This is a genomic window from Streptomyces sp. CC224B (genome assembly GCF_030010595.1).
GTDB classification, from domain to species: Bacteria; Actinomycetota; Actinomycetes; order Streptomycetales; family Streptomycetaceae; genus Streptomyces; species Streptomyces longispororuber.
Window position 1 is genome coordinate 48,875 of the sequence record NZ_JASCXL010000051.1, and the last position, 18,245, is coordinate 67,119.

Consider the following 18,245-nt stretch of genomic DNA (forward strand, 5'->3'; position numbering starts at 1 on the left):
GACCGGCCCGTACGCCGTCCGCGCGGGTCAGTCGCCGCGGGGCCGCACCAGGCCCGTCTCGTAGGCGATGACGACCAGTTGGGCGCGGTCGCGGGCGCCGAGCTTGGCCATGGCGCGGTTCACGTGCGTCTTCACGGTGAGCGGGCTGACTTCGAGGCGCTCGGCGATCTCGTCGTTCGACAGGCCCCCGGCGACCTGGACGAGCACCTCGCGCTCGCGCCCGGTGAGCGCGTCGAGCCGCTCGCTGCGGGCGGGCGACTCCGCGTCCTCACCGTCGCCCTGGGCCAGGAACCGGGCGATGAGCCCCTTCGTCGCGGTGGGCGACAGGAGCGCCTCGCCCGCCGCCGCGACGCGGATGGCGCCGAGCAGTTCGTCGGGCTCGGCGCCCTTGCCGAGGAAGCCGGACGCCCCGGCGCGCAGGGACTGCACCACGTACTCGTCGACCTCGAAGGTCGTCAGCATGACCACACGGACGTGGGACAGGGCCGGGTCGTCGCTGATCATGCGGGTGGCGGCGAGGCCGTCCGTGCCGGGCATCCGGATGTCCATCAGGACGACGTCGGCGGCCTCGGCCTTCGCCAGCCGGACGGCCTCGGCGCCGTCGGACGCCTCCCCCACGACCGCCATGTCGGGCTCGGAGTCGACGAGGACCTTGAACGCGCTGCGCAGCAGCGCCTGGTCGTCGGCGAGCAGCACCCGGATCGTCACGCGGTCCCTCCCCTGGCCGGGGTGTGCTCCCGGCCGCCCTGTTCCGTGGTCGTGACCGGCAGGATCGCATGGACGCGGAAGCCGCCCCCGTAGCGGGGCCCGGCACTGCACCGGCCGCCCAGCGCGCTGACGCGCTCGCGCATGCCGAGCAGGCCGTGGCCGCCGCCGCGCTCGGGGTCGTCGGCGGGCCGCTCGGCGGCGTCGGCGCCGGCCCCGTCGTCGAGGACGGTGACCTCCAGGTTCGACCCCACGCGGACCACGCTGACCTCCGCCTTGGCGTGCTCGCCCGCGTGCTTCTGCACGTTGGTCAGCGCCTCCTGGATGATCCGGTAGGCCGCCAGGTCCACGGCCGCCGGGAGCGTCAGGCCGCTGTCGCCGCGGGCCACCTCCACGGGCAGCCCCGCGTGCAGGAAGGTGTCGACGAGGTCGTCGAGGCGGCCGAGGCCGGGCGCGGGCTCGGTGGGCGCCTCCGGGTCGCCGTTCTGGCGCAGCAGGCCGACGGTGGCGCGCAGCTCGCCGAGCGCGGACCGGCTGGCCTCGCGGACGTGCGAGAGGGCCTCCTTGGCCTGGTCGGGCCGCTTGTCCATGACGTGCGCGGCGACGCCGGCCTGGACGTTGACCAGGGCGATGTGGTGGGCGACGACGTCGTGCAGGTCGCGGGCGATGCGCAGCCGCTCCTCGGCGACGCGGCGCCGCGCCTCCACCTCACGGGTGCGCTCGGCGCGCTCGGCCCGCTCCCTTATGGCGTCGACGAAGGCGCGGCGGCTGCGCACCGCGTCGCCCGCGGCCGCGGCCATGCCCGTCCAGGCGAAGATGCCGATGTTCTCCTGCGCGTACCAGGGCAGCGGTCCGGCGAACATGGCGACGCCGGTGAGGCCGGCCATGGTGACCAGGCCGATGCGCCAGGAGGTGGGGCGGTTGGTGCGGGCGGCCACGGTGTACAGGGCGATGACGGCGCACATGACGACCGGGGCCCGGGGGCCGGTCGACACCAGTTCCACGAGGGAGAACGCGCTGGTGACGGCGAGCACCGTCCAGGGGGTGCGGCGGCGCAGGACGAGCGTGGCCGCGCCCAGTGTCATGAGGGTCAGGCTGAGGGCGCCCGGGGCGTGCACGTTCCAGGTGGAGCCGTCCTCCTGGTAGGGCTCGGCGAAGGAGCCGATGACCATGCAGATGAGGGCGGCGGCCGCGAGGACCGCGTCCACGGCCAACGGGTGCGTCCTGGCCCAGCCCCGGCACCGTTCGAAGTTGGTCACGGCTAAACGGTACGGGGCGCCTTCCGGCGGGGGAACGGAAAGCGGGTTCGGGCCCGAAGGGGTTGACGTACCTCCGGACGACGGGGAGGTCCCGGCGATCGCCCGCCCCCGGAGAGGTGCGCGGTGGCGGGTCGCGGTGCCGGCCGGGGACGGGGCCGTCGCCGGCGCACGGGGGCGAGACCGCCGCCAGCGGGGGACAGGCCACCGTCAGCCGGGGACGAGGCCGCCATCAGGCCGGGACGACGAGGCCCGTCGTCAGCCCGGGATGAGCCCGTCGTCGGAGAGCATGGCGCGGACGTCGGCGAGCGACGCGTCCGGCGCGGGAAGGATCAGCTCCGAGGGCTCGAGGGCGTCGTCGGGAAGGGGTTCCCCGAGCTCGCGGACCTTGTCCAGGAGGGCGTGCAGCGTGCGCCGGAAACCGGCCTCGTCGCCGCCCTCCATCTCCTCGAGGAGTTCGTCGTCCAGCGTGTTCAGTGCGGCGAAGTGGCTGTCGGCCAGCTTCACCTGCCCCTCCCCCATGATCCTGACGATCATGACGCCCTCCTCGGACGTGAGCGGTGGCTACTGCTTGTCGAAGCGCGGGGTGTCGTGCGTCCGGGACGCCTGGCCCTGCCCCTGGCCGCCCTCGATGGCGGGCTTGGGCGTGGCACCGGAGCCGCCGGCCAGCTCGGCCTTCATGCGCTGGAGCTCCAGCTCTACATCTGTACCACCGGAGAGCCGGTCGAGCTCGGTCTGGATGTCGTCCTTGGCGAGGCCGGAGGGGTCGTCGAGGGCGCCGGAGGCGAGCAGTTCGTCGATCGCGCCGGCGCGGGCCTGGAGCTGGGCCGTCTTGTCCTCGGCGCGCTGGATCGCCATGCCGACGTCGCCCATCTCCTCGGAGATGCCGGAGAAGGCCTCGCCGATACGGGTCTGGGCCTCGGCGGCGGTGTAGGTCGCCTTGATGGTCTCCTTGCGCGTCCGGAACGCGTCGACCTTGGCCTGCAGGCGCTGGGCCGCGAGGGTGAGCTTCTCCTCCTCGCCCTGCAGGGTCTGGTGCTGCGTCTCCAGGTCGGTGACCTGCTGCTGGAGCGCCGCGCGGCGGGAGAGCGCCTCGCGGGCCAGGTCCTCGCGGCCGAGCGCGAGCGCCTTGCGGCCCTGGTCCTCCAGGGTGGAGGACTGCTTCTGGAGCTGGTTGAGCTGCAGCTCAAGGCGCTTGCGGGAGGTCGCCACGTCGGCGACGCCGCGGCGCACCTTCTGCAGCAGCTCCAACTGCTTCTGGTACGAGTAATCGAGGGTTTCGCGCGGGTCCTCGGCCCGGTCAAGGGCCTTGTTCGCCTTCGCGCGGAAGATCATCCCCATACGCTTCATGACACCGCTCATGGGCTTCGCGCGCCCCCTTCTGACGGACTTCCAGCTCCAGCACTGCGACAGAACCCACGGTACGGGCTCCGTATCCATTACCGCACTGTTCGCGGGTGGATGCGCTCATCCCCAAGGACGACTGCTCCGCCCGCCCATCCGGCGCAAGGAGTAGGTGCGACCCCGGGAACCGCCCGTACCTGCTCCTGCCCCCACCTCGACCACACCATGAGGACGCGCGGTGTCGCCGGATCGTTCCCCGGCGGGCCGAGGTCCACACCCGCCCGTCTCCGGCCACCCGCCCGCCCTTGCAATGAAGGGCCTGCGGCCCCGCGCCGCCCTGGTACCCCGTACCCTTGGCTTTTGTGTTCCGTAGCCGATCCAAGGACGAGAAGGCCCCGGCCGCCAAGGCGCCGGTGACCGACGTTCCGTCCGCGCAGCCCCGAGACCCCCAGGCCCCCAAGGGCCGACCCACCCCCAAGCGGGCCGCCGCCCAGTCGCAGCGCCGCAGCGTGATGAACACGCCGACGACCCGCAAGGAGGCCGCCAAGCGGGCGCGCGAGGAGCGCCGCGCGAACCTGGAGAAGCAGCGCCAGGCGCTGGCCAGCGGCGACGAGCGCTACCTGCCCGCCCGGGACAAGGGGCCGGTGCGCAAGTACGCCCGTGACTTCGTGGACTCCCGGTTCTGCGTCGCCGAGTTCTTCCTGCCGACGGCCGTGCTCATCCTGGTCCTGAGCCTGGTCCGCGTCGCGCAGCTCCAGAACATCGCGCTGCTGCTGTGGCTCGTCGTGATCGTCCTGATCGTGCTCGACTCGATCACCACCGGCTTCCGGCTCAAGAAGCGCCTGAACCAGCGCTTCCCCGACGAGCACAAGAAGGGCGCCGTCGCGTACGCCCTGATGCGTTCGCTCCAGATGCGCCGGCTGCGGCTGCCGAAGCCGCAGGTCAAGCGCGGGGAGCGGCCCTGAGCCAGGGCCGGGGCGCGAGCCCTGGTACGTGGCCGGCGGTGTGCCGGGAGCTGGTGGCCCGGCAGCTCGACGAACAGATCGTGGCGCGGTTCCCGGTGGGGCGCAGGCTGCGGGCGCTCGACGTCGGCATGGGGGACGGCGCCCAGGCGCTCCGGCTCGCCCGGGCCGGACACGAGGTGACGGGCGTCGAGCGGGACGCCGCCGCGCTCGCCGCCGCGCGGGCCGCGACGGCCGCCGAGCCGGAGGGCATCAGGTCGCGGATGCGGATCGTCGAGGGCGACGGTCGGGACACGGGGGTGCACTTCCCGCCGGGCAGCTTCGACGTCGTGCTCTGCCACGGGGTGCTCCCGTACGTGGACGAGCCGGACGCGCTGCTCGCCGGGCTCGGCCGCGTCCTCGCGCCGGGCGGGCTCCTGTCCCTCGTCGTACGGAACGCCGACGCGCTGGCCATGGGTCCTGCGCTGCGGGGGGACTGGAGCGGGGCGCTCGCGGCCTTCGGCGCCGACACGTACCGGGACTCCTCCGGGGCGGTGGCGCGGGCGCACCGGCTCGACGCGACGACGGCGGCGCTCGCGGGGATCGCGGCACCGCTGCGGGCCTGGTACGGGGTGCGCGTCTTCGGCGGGGCCGCGGATCCGCCCGTCGGTGGGGACGACTTCGAGGCCCTGCTGACCGCGGAGGAGCGGGCGGGACGCACCGACCCCTACCGCGCGGTGGCCTCGCTCCTGCACGTGTGCGGGGCGCGCGACTGACGCGTGCGCGCGGGCGCGACCGGGCCCGCGCGGGCGTGAGGGCTCCGCGGGCGTGAGGGCTCCGCGGGCGTGAGGGCTCCGCGGGCGGGAGCGCGACCGGTCCCGGCACGCGTGGGCGCGGCTGACCCGGGCGCGTAGGCGCGCTGCTGGCCCGGGCGCGCGGGCGCGGCTGATCCAGGGCCCGGGCCCGGCTGCCCAGGCACGACTGCCCGGGGGCGCCCGCGCCCTGCTCGCGGCTCCCTGCTCGCGGCCCCCTGTTCGGAGGCGTGCCGCAGGACGGGGGCCGTGGCTCCCCCGAGACTCGGGGGGTATGAGAGCTTCGCGTGTCCTCGCCCTGGCGGCCGCCCTCGCCGCGACCGGCCTCGCGGCCGCCGGATGCACCGGGCAGAGCGGCCCGTCCCGGCAGGGATCGACCACCCAGGCGGCGGCCTCCCGGGCCGCGGCGGCGCCCGCCGCGGCCGACGCGCTGCAGGACGACTACCTGCGGGTCGTCAAGGAGGCGCTCCCCTCCGTCGTGCAGATCGACGCCTCAAACAGCCTCGGCTCCGGCGTGGTCTACGACGACAAGGGGCACATCGTCACCAACGCGCACGTGGTGGGCCGGGAGAAGAGGTTCCGCGTCACCACGGCCACCGGCGAGGAGCCCCTCGCGGCCACGCTGGTCTCGGCGTACCCGGAGCAGGACCTCGCGGTCATCAAGCTCGACAAGGCGCCGCGCGGTCTGCGGGCCGCGGACTTCGCCGACTCGGGGAAGGTGGAGGTGGGCCAGATCGTGCTGGCGATGGGTTCGCCGCTCGGCCTGTCCTCCAGCGTCACGCAGGGCATCGTGTCCGGGACCGGCCGCACGGTCAGCGAGGGCCGCGCCGGCGGCGGCACCGGCGCCACCATCGGCAACATGGTGCAGACGTCCGCCGCGATCAACCCCGGCAACAGCGGCGGCGCCCTGGTGAACCTCGACGGCGACGTCGTCGGCATCCCCACGCTGGCCGCGACCGACCCGGCCATGGGCGGCGGCGCGGCGCCGGGCATCGGGTTCGCGATCCCCGCGTCGATGGTGCGTACGGTGGCGGACCAGATCGTCGAGAAGGGGCGGGTCACCGACTCGGGCCGGGCGGCGCTCGGCATCAGCGGGCGCACGGTCCTCGGTGACGACTACCGGCCTGCGGGCGTGGCCGTGGCCGAGGTGCGCGACGGCGGCGCCGCCGACCGGGCGGGCCTCAGGGCCGGGGACGTCATCACCAAGGTCGGGGACGCCGAGGTCACCACCGTCACGTCCCTGGCGGAGGCACTGGCCTCGGACCGGCCCGGGGACGAGGTGCGGGTGACGTACGTACGGGACGGCGCGGAGCGGACCGCGGAGGTCACGCTCGGCGAGGTGTGACACCGGCGCTCCTCCGCCGCCGCCCCGGTGCGATCCCCCGGGGGCGGCGCGGACGGCGCGAGGCGGGGCCGACGGCCCCGCCTCGGTGATCGGTTCCGGCCCGGTGATCGGTTCCGGCCCGGTGACCGGTTGCGGCCCGGTGACCGGTTGCGGCCCGGTGACCGGTTCCGGCTCGTGGCGCGGCCGGAGGTCCGGTGCTCAGCCCTGGGCCGCGTCCTGGGCGTGCAGGCTCATCGGGCCGTAGATCTTCGCCGTGTCCTCCAGGAGCGTCACCTGGTCCACCCCGCCCTCGGAGAGCTCCTTCCAGTGCTCGCCGATCCAGGTCTCGGCGTCGCCCTGGGTGGTGAACTCCTCCGGCTGCACGGGAGGCCGGACCTCCGTCCCGTCCGCCTTCTCGAACCGCCACGTCCATGCCGCCATGTCAGCCTCCCGAGGTCCAGTGGTGTCCCGAAGCCGCTTGAAGCCTAGCCGGGCGCGCGGCGCCGGGGGCGACGCGGGAGGATCTTCCTGTGGAACTGACTCTGCTCGGCACCGGAGCCCCCGAGGGACTGCCCTGCCCCGGCTGCCCCTGCGCCGCCTGCGCGACCGCACTCGGCGACCAGGTGCGCGCCGCGACGGCGCTGCTCGTCGACGGTGTGCTGCTGCTCGACCTGACGCCCGGGGCCGCGTTCGCCGCCGCCCGCGCCGGGCACTCGCTCGGCGGGGTGCGCCAGGTGCTGCTCTCGCACCCGCACGACGGGCCCGCCGTGGAGGTGCCGGCCGGGCTGCCGCAGCCGGGCCGGGTCCCGGACGGCCGCGAGCTCGCGCTGCTCACCGGGCACCGGGTGCGCGCGGTCGCCATGGACGCGCCCGGCACCGGCTACGAGGTGACGGGCCCCGACGGCGAGCGGCTGCTGTACCTGCCGCCGGGCTGCGCCCCCGCCGGGGTGGGCGCCGAGAACGGCGACGGGCAGGTCGTGTACGAGATGGTCGTGGCGGACGTCGTGGGCCGCCCGGACGGGCTGGCGCGGCTGCGGGCGGCCGGTGCGGTAGGCCCGACCACGGACGTCGTCGCCGTGCACCTCGGCCACGAGGTGCCGCCGGGCCCGGAGCTGGCCCGGCGGCTCGCGGCGGCCGGCGCGCGGGCCGTGCCGGACGGCACCACGCTGGTGGTCGGCGCGTACGAGGACGTGCCGGACGTGCCGCGCCGCACCCTGGTCCTCGGCGGCGCCCGCTCCGGCAAGTCCGTGGAGGCCGAGCGGCGCCTGGAGGCCTTCCCCGACGTCCTGTACGTCGCCACGGGCGGACTGCGCGGCGGGGACACGGAGTGGGCGGAGCGGGTACGGGCGCACCGCGAGCGGCGGCCGGGGTCCTGGCGCACCACGGAGACCTGCGACCTCGTGCCGCTCTTGGCGGAGCCCGGGCCGCCGCTGCTCGTCGACTGCCTGTCGCTGTGGCTGACGCACGCGATGGACGAGGTGGGCGCGTGGGACGACGCCGAGTGGGCGGGCGGCGGGGAGCGGGCGCTGCGCAAGCGGGTCGCGGAGCTCACGGACGCCGTGCGGGCCACGCGGCGCACGGTCGTCGCCGTCTCGAACGAGGTCGGTTCGGGCATCGTCCCGGCGACCGCGTCGGGGCGCCGCTACCGCGACGAGCTGGGCCGTCTGAACGCCGCGTTCGCCGCCGAGTGCGAGCACGTGCTGCTCGTGGTGGCGGGGCAGGCGCTGCCGCTGCGCGGCTGAACCTCCGGGCGGCCCGCGCCCCGTTCACGTACCGGCGTCGGTGTCGCGGCGGGCGACGACGCGGTAGGCGTTGGCGAAGCCCGTGCGGACGAGCAGCGGGGCGAGCAGGCGCTCGAGGACGTGGACGAGGGCGGGCAGGGGCGCCGCCGCCCAGGCGCAGACGCGGCGCGGGAGGCGGGCCCGGGGCAGGAGGCGGTCGAGCAGCAGGACGGTCGCGCCGGTCAGGTCCAGCGGGAGGTGCGGGGCGCGGCGCTCGACGTCGACCACGGTGAGGCCGAGCCCGTCCAGGGTGTCGCGGAGCCCGGCGAGGGGCAGCAGGTGCGGGCGGCGCGCCCCGGCGCGGGGCAGCCACCAGCGGCCGAGGAGCCGGGCGCTGCGGGAGCCGGGGTCGAACGCCTCGATCAGCAGGTGCCCGCCGGGCCGCAGCACGGTGCGGGCGGCGGCGAGCTCGGCGCGGGCGTCGGGGACGCGCTCCAGGTGGTGAACCATGCTCACCACGTCGTAGCGGCCGGCGAGGCGGGGCGCGAGGTCCGGCAGGCGGCCGCGGTGGGCCTCCTCGACGTGCCCGGCGTCGCGGGCCGCCTCGACGGCCGGGCCGGGATCGGTCCCGTCGTACGCGGTGTACGGCAGCACGTCCTTGGCGGCGGCCGGGAAGTGACCGGGCCCGGTGCCGACGTCGAGCCAGCTCTCGGGTTCGGCCAGGTGCGCGAGGGCCTGGACGGCGGCCCGGTGGCGCCGCGGGGTGTGCCGGGCGCGGAGCATGCGCGCGACGGGGCCGCCGGGGGTCCGCCGGCCGGCGCCCGGGGCGGTGTGCGTGACGAGGTACGGGGCGCTGTGCGGGTCGAGGGGCGGGGCGAGGTGCGGGTCGGTGCCCGGGGCGGCGTACGGGGCGGCGTGCGGGGCGGCGTGCGAGGCGGCATACGAGGTGGAGCGAATCGGCACAAAAGGAACGTATGGGATGGGAGGCGGCGGGGCAACGACGTCAGGGCCGCGCGCTGGCCCGCCCGCCCGCGCCGGTACTGTTCGCCGAATGAGCTCGCTGATTCTCGACGACTTCACCGACCTGATCGAGCGGCCCGACGGAGGGGTGCGCCGCGACGCCGAAGAGCGCAGGGAGCGGCAGGGCCTGCCGCCCGGCGCGCTCGGCCGCCTGGACGAGCTCGCCGAGTGGCTGGCCGCGGCGCAGGCGTCCGTCCCGGTCAAGCCGATCGAGCGGCCGCGCGCCCTGCTCTTCGCGGGCGACCACGGCGTCGCCGGGCTCGGCGTCTCGGCGCGGCCCGCGGGCGGCGCCGCGGAGCTGGTGCGGTCGGTGCTGTCCGGGGCCGCGCCGACGGCCGTGCTCGCACGCCGCCTGGACGTGCCCGTGCGCGTCGTCGACCTGGCCCTGGACTGCGACCCGGAGGAGCTGCCCGCCGAGGTCGCGGGCCACCGGGTGCGGCGCGGCTCCGGGCGCATCGACACCGAGGACGCGCTCACCGAGGACGAGGCCGAGCGGGCGGTGCGCGCGGGCATCGCGCTGGCCGACGAGGAGGCCGACTCCGGCACCGACCTGGTCGTCCTCGGCGACATCAGCGTGGGCGGCACGACCCCCGCGGCGACCCTGGTCGCGGCGCTGTGCGGCACCGACGCGTCCGTGGTGACCGGCCGTGGCGGGCGGCCGATCGACGACCTGGCGTGGATGCGCAAGTGCGCGGCGGTCCGCGACGCGCTGCGGCGCGCGCGGCCGGTGCTCGGCGACCAGGTGCAGCTGCTCGCGGCGGTGGGCGGCGCCGACATCGCCGCCATGACGGGGTTCCTGCTGCAGAGCGCGGTGCGGCGCACGCCCGTCGTCCTGGACGGCGTGGTCGCCGCGGCGGCGGCGCTGGTGGCCCAGCGGGTCGCCTTCCGGGCGCCGGACTGGTGGCTGGCGGGCCACGACAGCGGGGAGCCCGCGCAGGCCAAGGCCCTGGACCGGATGGCCCTCGAACCGCTGCTCAGCCACGGCGTGAAGGTCGGCGAGGGGCTGGGCGCGCTGCTCGCGGTGCCGCTGGTGCGGGCGGCCGCGGCGCTCGCCGCGGAGGTCCCGGTCACCGAGTAGCCGCCGGGCTGCGGTCACCGGGGAGCCGCCGGGCCCCCGGTCGTCGGGGAGCCGCCGGGTGTGGTCACCGTGCAGCCGTCGGGTCCCCGGCCGCCGCGGGAACGGCCGGGCCTCCGGGCCGTGCCCCCATATCACGCCACACCGCCCCATAAGATCCCTTTTCATGGGAGATGAACGGCCGAAGGAAGAGCAGCGCAGGACGTCCACCGCGGTTTCGCGGAGAGCCGCGGCGGCGGCCGTCTGGTATCTGCGGGCCGTCACGTTCGTCAACCTCCTCAGCGCCGTCTGGGTCTCCCTGGGGCAGGACCTCAGGCGGCACAACACGGAGGACTACTTCACGCCGTACCTCCTCACGGCGGGCTTCGCCTCCGGCCTGTTCACCGCCTTCCTCGCGGTGACCATGCGCCGCCGCAAGCGGGCCGCGTGGATCCTCAACACCGTGCTGAGCGGCCTGTTCCTGGTGCTGTTCGCGGTGGCGATGTCCTTCCCGGAGATCCGGCGGCACGCGCAGAACTGGATCTCGCTGGCCCTCACCGCGGGCTTCGTCGCCGCGCTCGTCGCCGGGCGCCGCGAGTTCTACGCCAAGGGCGACCGCGCGAACCCGAAGCTGGCGGCGGCCGTCGCCGCCGGCGGGCTGCTGGTCACGTCGCTGCTGGCCGCGCTCCTGGTGACCGTCACCAACCACGCCCACGACGAGTACCGCTCGACGTTCCTGGACCGCTGGCGCTACGGCACCATGCGCCTGGTGTCGCTGGCCGCGGACGACGAGCGGTTCGCGGGCATCACCACGCCGGGCTGGGTCGACGTCGCCGTCAACATCCTCAGCACGCTGCTGCTCGTCGCCGTCCTGTACGCCGCCTTCCGCTCCCGCAAGGCCGTCGACCCGCTCACCGAGGACGACGAGGCCCGGCTGCGCGCGCTGCTCGACAAACACGGCGAGCGCGACTCGCTCGGCTACTTCGCGCTGCGCCGCGAGAAGAGCGTGGTGTGGTCGCCGACCGGCAAGGCCGCGGTGGCCTACCGCGTGATCGGCGGCGTCTCGCTGGCCTCGGGCGACCCGATCGGCGACCCCGAGGCCTGGCCCGGCGCGATCGAGCCGTGGCTGGCCCAGGCGCGCGAGCACGGCTGGACCCCGGCGGTGATGGGCGCGAGCGAGGAGGCGGGCACGATCTACGCCCGGCACGGCCTCGACGCCCTGGAGCTCGGCGACGAGGCCGTCGTGGAGATCGCCGACTTCACCCTGGAGGGGCGGGCCATGCGCACCGTCCGCCAGGCCTACAACCGGGTGAGGCGCGCCGGGTACACGGTGCGCGTCCGCCGCCACGCCGACATCCCCGACGACGAGATGGCGTACCTCCTGGAGCGCGCCGACGACTGGCGCGACGGCGCCACCGAGCGCGGCTTCTCCATGGCGCTGGGACGCCTCGGCGACCCGGCCGACGGGCAGTGCGTGATGCTGGAGTGCACGGACGCCGACGGGGAGCTGAAGGCGCTGCTGTCCTTCGTGCCGTGGGGGCCGCACGGGCTCTCGCTCGACCTGATGCGCCGGGACCGCGACGCCGACAACGGCCTGGTCGAGTACATGGTCATCGAGCTGCTCCAGCGCGCCGCAGAGATCCAGATCACGCAGGTGTCGCTGAACTTCGCGATGTTCAGATCGGTCTTCGAGCGTGGCTCGCGGCTCGGCGCGGGCCCGGTGCTCCGGCTGTGGCGCTCGCTGCTCAGCTTCTTCTCCCGGTGGTGGCAGATCGAGTCGCTGTACCGCGCCAACGCCAAGTACCGGCCCATCTGGGAGCCGCGTTTCCTCCTCTTCGAGAAGAGCGGTGACCTGCCGCGCATCGGCGTCGCGTCCGCCCGTGCCGAGGGCTTCCTGGAAGCGCCGGGCCTGCCGAAATGGCTGCACCGTACACACTTGGAGTCCCGAAGATGAACACCCTGTCCCGGCTGGCCCGTGCCGAGTGGGGCGCTCTCTCCCGCGCCCTGCGCGACGCGCTCGCGGCCCGGCGGCTGCGGGCGATCCCGATGACGCTCGGCGCGGTGTGCCTGACGGGGCTGTTCCAGTACGTGCAGAACCAGTCCTGGGGCTATCGGTTCGTGCAGGACGTCGGCTCGGTGCGGGCCGAGGACCCGCTGTGGCTCGCGCTCCTGCGCACCCCGCTCTCGCTCTTCGTCCCGGCCCTCGACCTGCCGGTGTGGGGCGCGCTCGTCCAGATCCTGCTGGTCTTCGGCATCGCCGAGCTGTGCCTCGGCCGGTGGCGGACGCTGCTCGTCGGGTACGCGGCCACGCTCGCGGGCACCCTGTACGCGCGCCTGGCCATCGCCCTCGGCCCCGACACCTGGCTCGGGCTGCCGGCCTCCGACGCGCAGGTCGTCGACACCGGGCCGTCGGCGGCCGTCGTCGGGCTCGCGGTGTTCGTGTGCTGGCGCTACCGGGCGTACGCCACCGGGGCGCTGGTGGTCGTGCTGATGGTCGTCGAGGTGCTGGTCAAGAACAACCTCGCGGGCAAGGAGCATCTGGCGGCCATCGCGGCGGCGTTCGCGCTGTGCGCGGTGGACGCTGCGCGGCGGGCCCGGCGCCGGGCCGGGGTGCCGCCGGGCTCGGGCTGACCCGCCGCTGCGCGGCGGATGCTCTCCCACCCGCCCGCCCGTTCCTGCCCCGCCGGGCGGCCCGGGCTCCCCGTGGGGCCGCGCCGCCGTCGGCGGGTGCGGGTGGTCGTTCGACGCCGCCGCGCCGCGGCGGATTCCACCCACCCGCCCGCCCGTTCCTGTCCCGCCGCACTGCCCGGCCCTCCCGTGGGGGTGTGCCGCCGTCGGCGGGTAGCGTGGGCTGATGCCCAGATCCAGGCCCGTCGACGGGCTGCGTTTCGCCTTCGGCACGCTCAGTGTCATCCCCGTCCACGTCAGGCGCTGGGACCGGGACGCCGCCCGCGCGGGCATGCTGTGCGCGCCGGTCGTGGGGCTCGTCCTCGGGCTGGGCGCCGGGGGCGCCGGGGCCGCCCTGGTCGCGCTCGGCGCGAGCCCGCTGCTGGCCGCCGTCGCCGCCGTGGCCGTGCCCGCCGCGGGCACCCGCGGGCTGCACCTCGACGGTCTGGCCGACACCGCCGACGGCCTCGGCAGCGGCAAGCCCGCCCCCGACGCGCTGCGGATCATGAAGCAGTCCGACATCGGCCCGTTCGGCGTGATCACCCTGGTCCTGGCGGTGTTCGCGCAGGTCGCGGCCCTCGCCGAGCTGTACGCCGAGGGCTGGGCGCACGGCCTGGCCGGGGCCGCCCTGGCCGCCACCGCCGCCCGGCTCGCGCTCACCCTGGCCGCCCGCGCGAAGGTGCCCGCGGCCCGGCCCGAGGGGCTCGGCGCGGCCGTCGCGGGCACGGTCCCGGCGGGGGCCGCGCTTGCGGTGGCGGTGGGCGCCGCCGTCGCCGCCGCCGCCGCAGGGGCGGCCCTCGGGCCCTACGACGCCGTGCGCAACGCGGCCGCCGTGCTGCTCGCCTGCGCCGCAGCCGAGGGCCTCCTGCGCCACTGCCGCAGGCGCTTCGGCGGCGTCACCGGCGACGTCTTCGGCGGACTCGCCGAGACCGCCGCCACCGCCGCGCTGCTTGTGCTCGCCCTCGGCCCACACGCACAGTGAGGCACACCGCATCGCTTACGGGCGTAGGCTCGCGACGGGCTTACCACCCCGAAGCCCGCTGGAACTCGAGAAACCTCCACATGAAAGAGGGACTTCAGCACCGTGACTGCTCTGACTCTCAGCACCGCCGCGGCGTCCGGCCTGCGCGCCGACGCGATCGTCGTCGGTGTCGCGAAGGGCGCCAAGGGGCCGCTCGTGGCCCCGGGCGCCGAGTCCGTGGACAAGGCGTACGGCGGCAAGCTCGCGTCCGTCCTGGAGACCCTCGGCGCCTCGGGCGCCGAGGGCGAGGTGACGAAGCTGCCCGCGCCATCCGGCTTCAAGGCGCCGGTGGTCCTGGCAGTCGGCCTCGGCCCGGCCCCCGAGAAGGACCGGGCGTACGAGGGTGAGGCCCTGCGCCGCGCCGCCGGCGCGGCCGCCCGTGCCCTCGCCGGTGCGAAGAAGGCAGGGTTCGCGCTGCCCGTCGAGGACGCCGCCGACGCCGGCGCCATCGCCGAGGGCGCGCTGCTCGGCGCGTACTCCTTCGACGCGTACAAGAACGCCGCCGGTGACGGCGGGACCGCCAAGGGCAAGGCCACCAAGGGCAAGGCCAAGGACGCGAACGGCGCCAAGGGCCCGCTCGCCGAGGCGACCCTGCTCGGCGGCAAGCCGCGCGACAAGGCCTACAAGGCCGCCGTCGAGCGCGCCGTCGCCGTCTCCGAGGAGCTCAACCGCGCCCGCGACCTGGTCAACACCCCGCCGAACGACCTCGACCCGGAGGCCTTCGCCGCCGTGGCCACGGCCGCCGGCAAGGAGCACGGCATCAAGGTGCAGGTGCTCGACGAGAAGGCGCTCGCCAAGGGCGGCTACGGCGGCATCCTCGGCGTCGGCGCCGGCTCGGCGGCCCCGCCCCGCCTGGTCAAGCTGTCGTACACCTCGTCGAAGGCGAAGAAGCACCTGGCCTTCGTCGGCAAGGGCATCACGTACGACTCGGGCGGCATCTCGCTCAAGCCCGCCGGTCACAACGAGACCATGAAGTGCGACATGAGCGGCGCCGCCGCCGTGTTCGCGGCCGTGGTCGCCGCCGCGCGCCTGGGCCTGGAGGTCAACGTCACCGGCTGGCTGGCGCTCGCCGAGAACATGCCGTCCGGCTCGGCCACCCGTCCGGGCGACGTGCTGCGCATGTACAGCGGCAAGACGGTGGAGGTCCTCAACACCGACGCCGAGGGCCGCCTCGTCCTGGCCGACGCGCTCACCAAGGCCTCCGAGGAGCAGCCCGACGCGATCGTCGACGTGGCGACGCTGACCGGCGCGATGGTGCTGGCCCTCGGCGACCGCACCTTCGGCATCATGGCCAACGACGACGCCTTCCGGGCGTCGATCCACGAGGTCGCCGAGGAGGTCGGCGAGCCGTCCTGGCCGATGCCGATGCCGGAGCACCTGCGCAAGGGCATGGACTCCCCCACCGCCGACATCGCCAACATGGGCGAGCGCATGGGCGGCGGCCTGGTCGCGGGTCTGTTCCTGCGGGAGTTCGTGGGCGAGGGCATCACCTGGGCCCACCTGGACATCGCGGGCCCGGCCTTCCACGAGGGCGCGCCGTACGGCTACACCCCCAAGGGCGGCACCGGCTCCGCCGTCCGCACGCTGGTGCGCCTCGCGGAGCGCACCGCCGCGGGCGACCTCGGCTGATCCTCGGCCGGTCCCGGCCGACCGGGGCCGGCCCACGCCACGCGTACGGCTCCGGGGACACGCGCGTGCCCGGGGCCGTACGCGTGTCGCCGCGTGCGGCCGCGTACACCGCGGTATGCCGCCGTACGTCGCGGTGCGTCGCGGTACGCCGCAGCAGACCGCGGTACGCCGCAGTGCGGCGCGGTACAGCGCAGTACGACAGTTTCGCTCTCAACGAAATCCGCGGGGTCCCGCCCGGCCGCGGCCCCGTGGCGCGGGCGCCGGGCCCGCCACAGCACGGCCCGGCGTCCCGCCTGCCGCCGACAAGTGCGAAGATGGGTTCTCGGCAGGACAGGGCCCCCACCACAGGGCCGAAGAAGAGCGGCCGAATACCAGCCGACCGACCGGTGGTCCCCGGGAAGCGGGGTCCGGCGCACGGCGCACATGCATGGAGGACGTGACGTGGCGAACGACGCCAGCACCGTTTTCGACCTAGTGATCCTCGGCGGTGGTAGCGGCGGTTACGCCGCGGCCCTGCGCGCCTCGCAGCTGGGTCTGGACGTCGCACTGATCGAGAAGAACAAGCTCGGCGGCACCTGCCTGCACAACGGCTGCATCCCCACCAAGGCCCTGCTGCACGCCGGCGAGATCGCCGACCAGGCGCGCGAGGCCGAGCAGTTCGGTGTCAAGGCCAGCCTCGAGGGCATCGACATCAAGGGCGTCCACAAGTACAAGGACGACGTGATCGCGGGCCTGTACAAGGGCCTCCAGGGCCTGGTCGCCTCCCGCAAGGTCACCTACATCGAGGGCGAGGGCCGGCTGTCGTCCCCGACCTCCGTCGACGTGAACGGACAGCGGGTCCAGGGCCGTCACATCCTCCTGGCGACCGGCTCCGTGCCGAAGTCCCTGCCGGGCCTGGAGATCGACGGCAACCGCGTCATCTCCTCGGACCACGCCCTGACCCTGGACCGCGTCCCGCAGTCCGCGATCATCCTGGGCGGCGGCGTCATCGGCGTCGAGTTCGCCTCCGCGTGGAAGTCCTTCGGGACCGACGTGACCATCGTCGAGGGCCTCAAGCACCTCGTGCCGGCCGAGGACGAGAACAGCTCCAAGCTCCTTGAGCGCGCCTTCCGCAAGCGCGGCATCAAGTTCAACCTCGGCACCTTCTTCGACAAGGCCGAGTACACCGAGAACGGCGTGCGGGTCACCCTCGCCGACGGCAAGACCTTCGAGGCCGAGGTGCTGCTCGTCGCGATCGGCCGCGGCCCGGTCTCGCAGGGCCTCGGGTACGAGGAGCAGGGCGTCGCCATGGACCGCGGCCACGTCCTCGTCGACGAGTACATGCGGACGAACGTCCCGACGATCTCCGCCGTGGGCGACCTCGTCCCGACCCTCCAGCTCGCGCACGTCGGCTTCGCCGAGGGCATCCTGGTGGCGGAGCGCCTGGCCGGTCTGAAGACCGTGCCGATCGACTACGACGGCGTGCCGCGGGTGACGTACTGCCACCCCGAGGTCGCGTCGGTCGGCATCACCGAGGCCAAGGCCAAGGAGGTCTACGGCGCGGACAAGGTCGTCGCCCTCAAGTACAACCTCGCGGGCAACGGCCGGAGCAAGATCCTGAAGACCGCGGGCGAGATCAAGCTCGTCCAGGTCAAGGACGGTGCCGTGGTCGGCGTCCACATGGTGGGCGACCGCATGGGTGAGCAGGTGGGCGAGGCCCAGCTCATCTACAACTGGGAGGCCCTGCCCGCCGAGGTGGCGCAGCTCATCCACGCCCACCCGACGCAGAACGAGGCGCTCGGCGAGGCCCACCTCGCCCTCGCCGGCAAGCCGCTGCACTCGCACGACTGACCTTCAGTCCACGGGCGCGACGACCAGACTTCCTTCCCCGGCTCCCGACTACGCTCGGGCCGGGGGAGACCCCACATTCGTAAGGAGCAACTGAAACCATGGCGGTTTCCGTAACCCTTCCGGCGCTCGGCGAGAGCGTCACCGAGGGCACTGTCACCCGCTGGCTGAAGGCCGAGGGCGAGCGCGTCGAGGCCGACGAGCCGCTGCTGGAGGTGTCGACCGACAAGGTCGACACCGAGATCCCCTCCCCCGCCGCCGGCGTTCTGGCCTCCATCAAGGTCGCCGAGGACGAGACCGTCGAGGTCGGCGCCGAGCTGGCCGTCATCGACGACGGCTCCGGCGACGCGGGCGGCTCCGCCGCCCCGGCGCAGGCCGAGACCCCGGCCGCCCCGGCCGAGGCCCCCGCCCAGGAGGCCCCGCAGCAGGAGGCCCCGCAGGCCGCCCCGCAGCAGGCCGAGGCCCCCGCGCAGGAGGCCCCGGCGTCGTCCGGCGGCTCCGCCGAGGGCACCGACGTGACGCTGCCCGCGCTCGGCGAGTCCGTCACCGAGGGCACCGTCACCCGCTGGCTGAAGGAGGTCGGCGAGGAGGTCGAGGCCGACGAGCCGCTGCTCGAGGTCTCCACCGACAAGGTCGACACCGAGATCCCGGCCCCGGTCGCGGGCGTGCTGCTCGAGATCGTCGTCGGTGAGGACGAGACCGCCGAGGTCGGCGCCAAGCTCGCCGTCATCGGCGCTCCGGGTGCCGCCCCGGCGCAGGCTCAGGAGGAGGCCCCGGCCGCCCCGCAGCAGGCCGAGGCCCCCGCCCAGGAGGCCCCGCAGGCCGCCCCGCAGCAGGAGGCCCCGGCCGCCGCGCAGCCGGCCGCTCCGGCCCAGGCCGAGGCCCCGGCCCAGCCGGCCGCCCCCGCCGCCCCGGCGCAGCCCG

The 18,245-nt window shown here is 75.1% G+C and carries 17 protein-coding genes; 11 read left to right on the forward strand and 6 right to left on the reverse strand.

Annotated features, from left to right (window positions below):
* Positions 1 to 27 precede the first annotated feature (27 nt).
* The 4 genes from QK440_RS21055 to QK440_RS21070 form a co-directional block, all read right to left on the reverse strand.
* Entirely contained in the window at positions 28 to 708 is a 681-nt protein-coding gene (locus QK440_RS21055) for a response regulator transcription factor (RefSeq protein ID WP_282794714.1), read from the reverse strand.
* On the reverse strand, positions 705 to 1,964 hold the full coding sequence (locus tag QK440_RS21060) for a sensor histidine kinase (RefSeq protein ID WP_282794715.1): 1,260 nt from the start codon (positions 1,962 to 1,964) through the stop codon (positions 705 to 707). The genes QK440_RS21055 and QK440_RS21060 overlap by 4 nt, the downstream gene beginning before the upstream one ends.
* A gap of 255 nt (positions 1,965 to 2,219) precedes the next feature.
* Complete coding sequence (locus QK440_RS21065; RefSeq protein ID WP_282794716.1) at positions 2,220 to 2,498, reverse strand: hypothetical protein; 279 nt, start codon at positions 2,496 to 2,498, stop codon at positions 2,220 to 2,222.
* Between the two features lie 27 nt (positions 2,499 to 2,525).
* Positions 2,526 to 3,323: a PspA/IM30 family protein gene (locus QK440_RS21070; protein WP_190139806.1), complete on the reverse strand. Its 798-nt coding sequence runs from the start codon at positions 3,321 to 3,323 to the stop codon at positions 2,526 to 2,528.
* A gap of 344 nt (positions 3,324 to 3,667) precedes the next feature.
* Here QK440_RS21070 and QK440_RS21075 point away from each other — a divergent pair, with 344 nt between their 5' ends.
* The 3 genes from QK440_RS21075 (at position 3,668) to QK440_RS21085 (ending at position 6,403) form a co-directional block, all read left to right on the forward strand.
* Positions 3,668 to 4,270: a DUF3043 domain-containing protein gene (locus QK440_RS21075; protein WP_282794717.1), complete on the forward strand. Its 603-nt coding sequence runs from the start codon at positions 3,668 to 3,670 to the stop codon at positions 4,268 to 4,270.
* A 53-nt stretch (positions 4,271 to 4,323) separates the two neighbouring features.
* Entirely contained in the window at positions 4,324 to 5,022 is a 699-nt protein-coding gene (locus QK440_RS21080; RefSeq protein ID WP_282794730.1) for a methyltransferase domain-containing protein, read from the forward strand.
* Positions 5,023 to 5,332: 310 nt separating this feature from the next.
* Positions 5,333 to 6,403: a trypsin-like peptidase domain-containing protein gene (locus tag QK440_RS21085; protein WP_282794718.1), complete on the forward strand. Its 1,071-nt coding sequence runs from the start codon at positions 5,333 to 5,335 to the stop codon at positions 6,401 to 6,403.
* 198 nt (positions 6,404 to 6,601) lie between these two features.
* On the opposite strand, the gene QK440_RS21090 is transcribed toward QK440_RS21085, so the two are convergent.
* Positions 6,602 to 6,823 (reverse strand): hypothetical protein, encoded by a 222-nt coding sequence (locus tag QK440_RS21090; protein ID WP_282794719.1) that lies wholly within the window; start codon positions 6,821 to 6,823, stop codon positions 6,602 to 6,604.
* 89 nt (positions 6,824 to 6,912) lie between these two features.
* Between QK440_RS21090 and QK440_RS21095 the strand changes: the two genes are divergently transcribed.
* Positions 6,913 to 8,124, forward strand: coding sequence for a bifunctional adenosylcobinamide kinase/adenosylcobinamide-phosphate guanylyltransferase (locus QK440_RS21095; RefSeq protein ID WP_282794720.1), 1,212 nt, complete (start codon positions 6,913 to 6,915; stop codon positions 8,122 to 8,124).
* Positions 8,125 to 8,148: 24 nt separating this feature from the next.
* Here the strand turns inward: QK440_RS21095 and QK440_RS21100 are convergent, their stop codons facing one another.
* Entirely contained in the window at positions 8,149 to 9,066 is a 918-nt protein-coding gene (locus tag QK440_RS21100; RefSeq protein WP_282794721.1) for a class I SAM-dependent methyltransferase, read from the reverse strand.
* Positions 9,067 to 9,154: 88 nt separating this feature from the next.
* On the opposite strand from QK440_RS21100, the gene cobT reads away from it, so the two are divergent.
* The 7 genes from cobT to QK440_RS21135 form a co-directional block, all read left to right on the forward strand.
* Positions 9,155 to 10,201 (forward strand): nicotinate-nucleotide--dimethylbenzimidazole phosphoribosyltransferase, encoded by a 1,047-nt coding sequence (cobT, locus tag QK440_RS21105; protein WP_282794722.1) that lies wholly within the window; start codon positions 9,155 to 9,157, stop codon positions 10,199 to 10,201.
* A gap of 163 nt (positions 10,202 to 10,364) precedes the next feature.
* Positions 10,365 to 12,131, forward strand: a complete 1,767-nt coding sequence (locus QK440_RS21110; RefSeq protein ID WP_282794723.1) for a phosphatidylglycerol lysyltransferase domain-containing protein — start codon at positions 10,365 to 10,367, stop codon at positions 12,129 to 12,131.
* Entirely contained in the window at positions 12,128 to 12,808 is a 681-nt protein-coding gene (locus QK440_RS21115; RefSeq protein WP_282794724.1) for a hypothetical protein, read from the forward strand. The genes QK440_RS21110 and QK440_RS21115 overlap by 4 nt, the downstream gene beginning before the upstream one ends.
* A gap of 223 nt (positions 12,809 to 13,031) precedes the next feature.
* On the forward strand, positions 13,032 to 13,826 hold the full coding sequence (locus tag QK440_RS21120; RefSeq protein WP_282794725.1) for an adenosylcobinamide-GDP ribazoletransferase: 795 nt from the start codon (positions 13,032 to 13,034) through the stop codon (positions 13,824 to 13,826).
* Positions 13,827 to 13,928: 102 nt separating this feature from the next.
* Complete coding sequence (locus QK440_RS21125) at positions 13,929 to 15,494, forward strand: leucyl aminopeptidase (RefSeq protein WP_282794726.1); 1,566 nt, start codon at positions 13,929 to 13,931, stop codon at positions 15,492 to 15,494.
* Positions 15,495 to 15,935: 441 nt separating this feature from the next.
* Positions 15,936 to 17,324, forward strand: a complete 1,389-nt coding sequence (gene lpdA, locus QK440_RS21130) for a dihydrolipoyl dehydrogenase (protein WP_282794727.1) — start codon at positions 15,936 to 15,938, stop codon at positions 17,322 to 17,324.
* 98 nt (positions 17,325 to 17,422) lie between these two features.
* Positions 17,423 to 18,245, forward strand: an 823-nt coding sequence (locus QK440_RS21135) for a biotin/lipoyl-containing protein (protein WP_349239305.1), incomplete at its 3' end; no start/stop codon positions are given.

Excerpts from the sequence above, each read along its gene's own strand:
- QK440_RS21065 (WP_282794716.1), bottom strand. The coding sequence starts at position 2,498 with ATGATCGTCAGGATCATGGGGGAGGGGCAGGTGAAGCTGGCCGACAGC.
- QK440_RS21070 (WP_190139806.1), bottom strand. The coding sequence starts at position 3,323 with ATGAGCGGTGTCATGAAGCGTATGGGGATGATCTTCCGCGCGAAGGCG.
- QK440_RS21085 (WP_282794718.1), top strand. The coding sequence starts at position 5,333 with ATGAGAGCTTCGCGTGTCCTCGCCCTGGCGGCCGCCCTCGCCGCGACC.
- QK440_RS21090 (WP_282794719.1), bottom strand. The coding sequence starts at position 6,823 with ATGGCGGCATGGACGTGGCGGTTCGAGAAGGCGGACGGGACGGAGGTC.
- cobT (WP_282794722.1), top strand. The coding sequence starts at position 9,155 with ATGAGCTCGCTGATTCTCGACGACTTCACCGACCTGATCGAGCGGCCC.
- QK440_RS21110 (WP_282794723.1), top strand. The coding sequence starts at position 10,365 with ATGGGAGATGAACGGCCGAAGGAAGAGCAGCGCAGGACGTCCACCGCG.
- QK440_RS21115 (WP_282794724.1), top strand. The coding sequence starts at position 12,128 with ATGAACACCCTGTCCCGGCTGGCCCGTGCCGAGTGGGGCGCTCTCTCC.
- QK440_RS21120 (WP_282794725.1), top strand. The coding sequence starts at position 13,032 with ATGCCCAGATCCAGGCCCGTCGACGGGCTGCGTTTCGCCTTCGGCACG.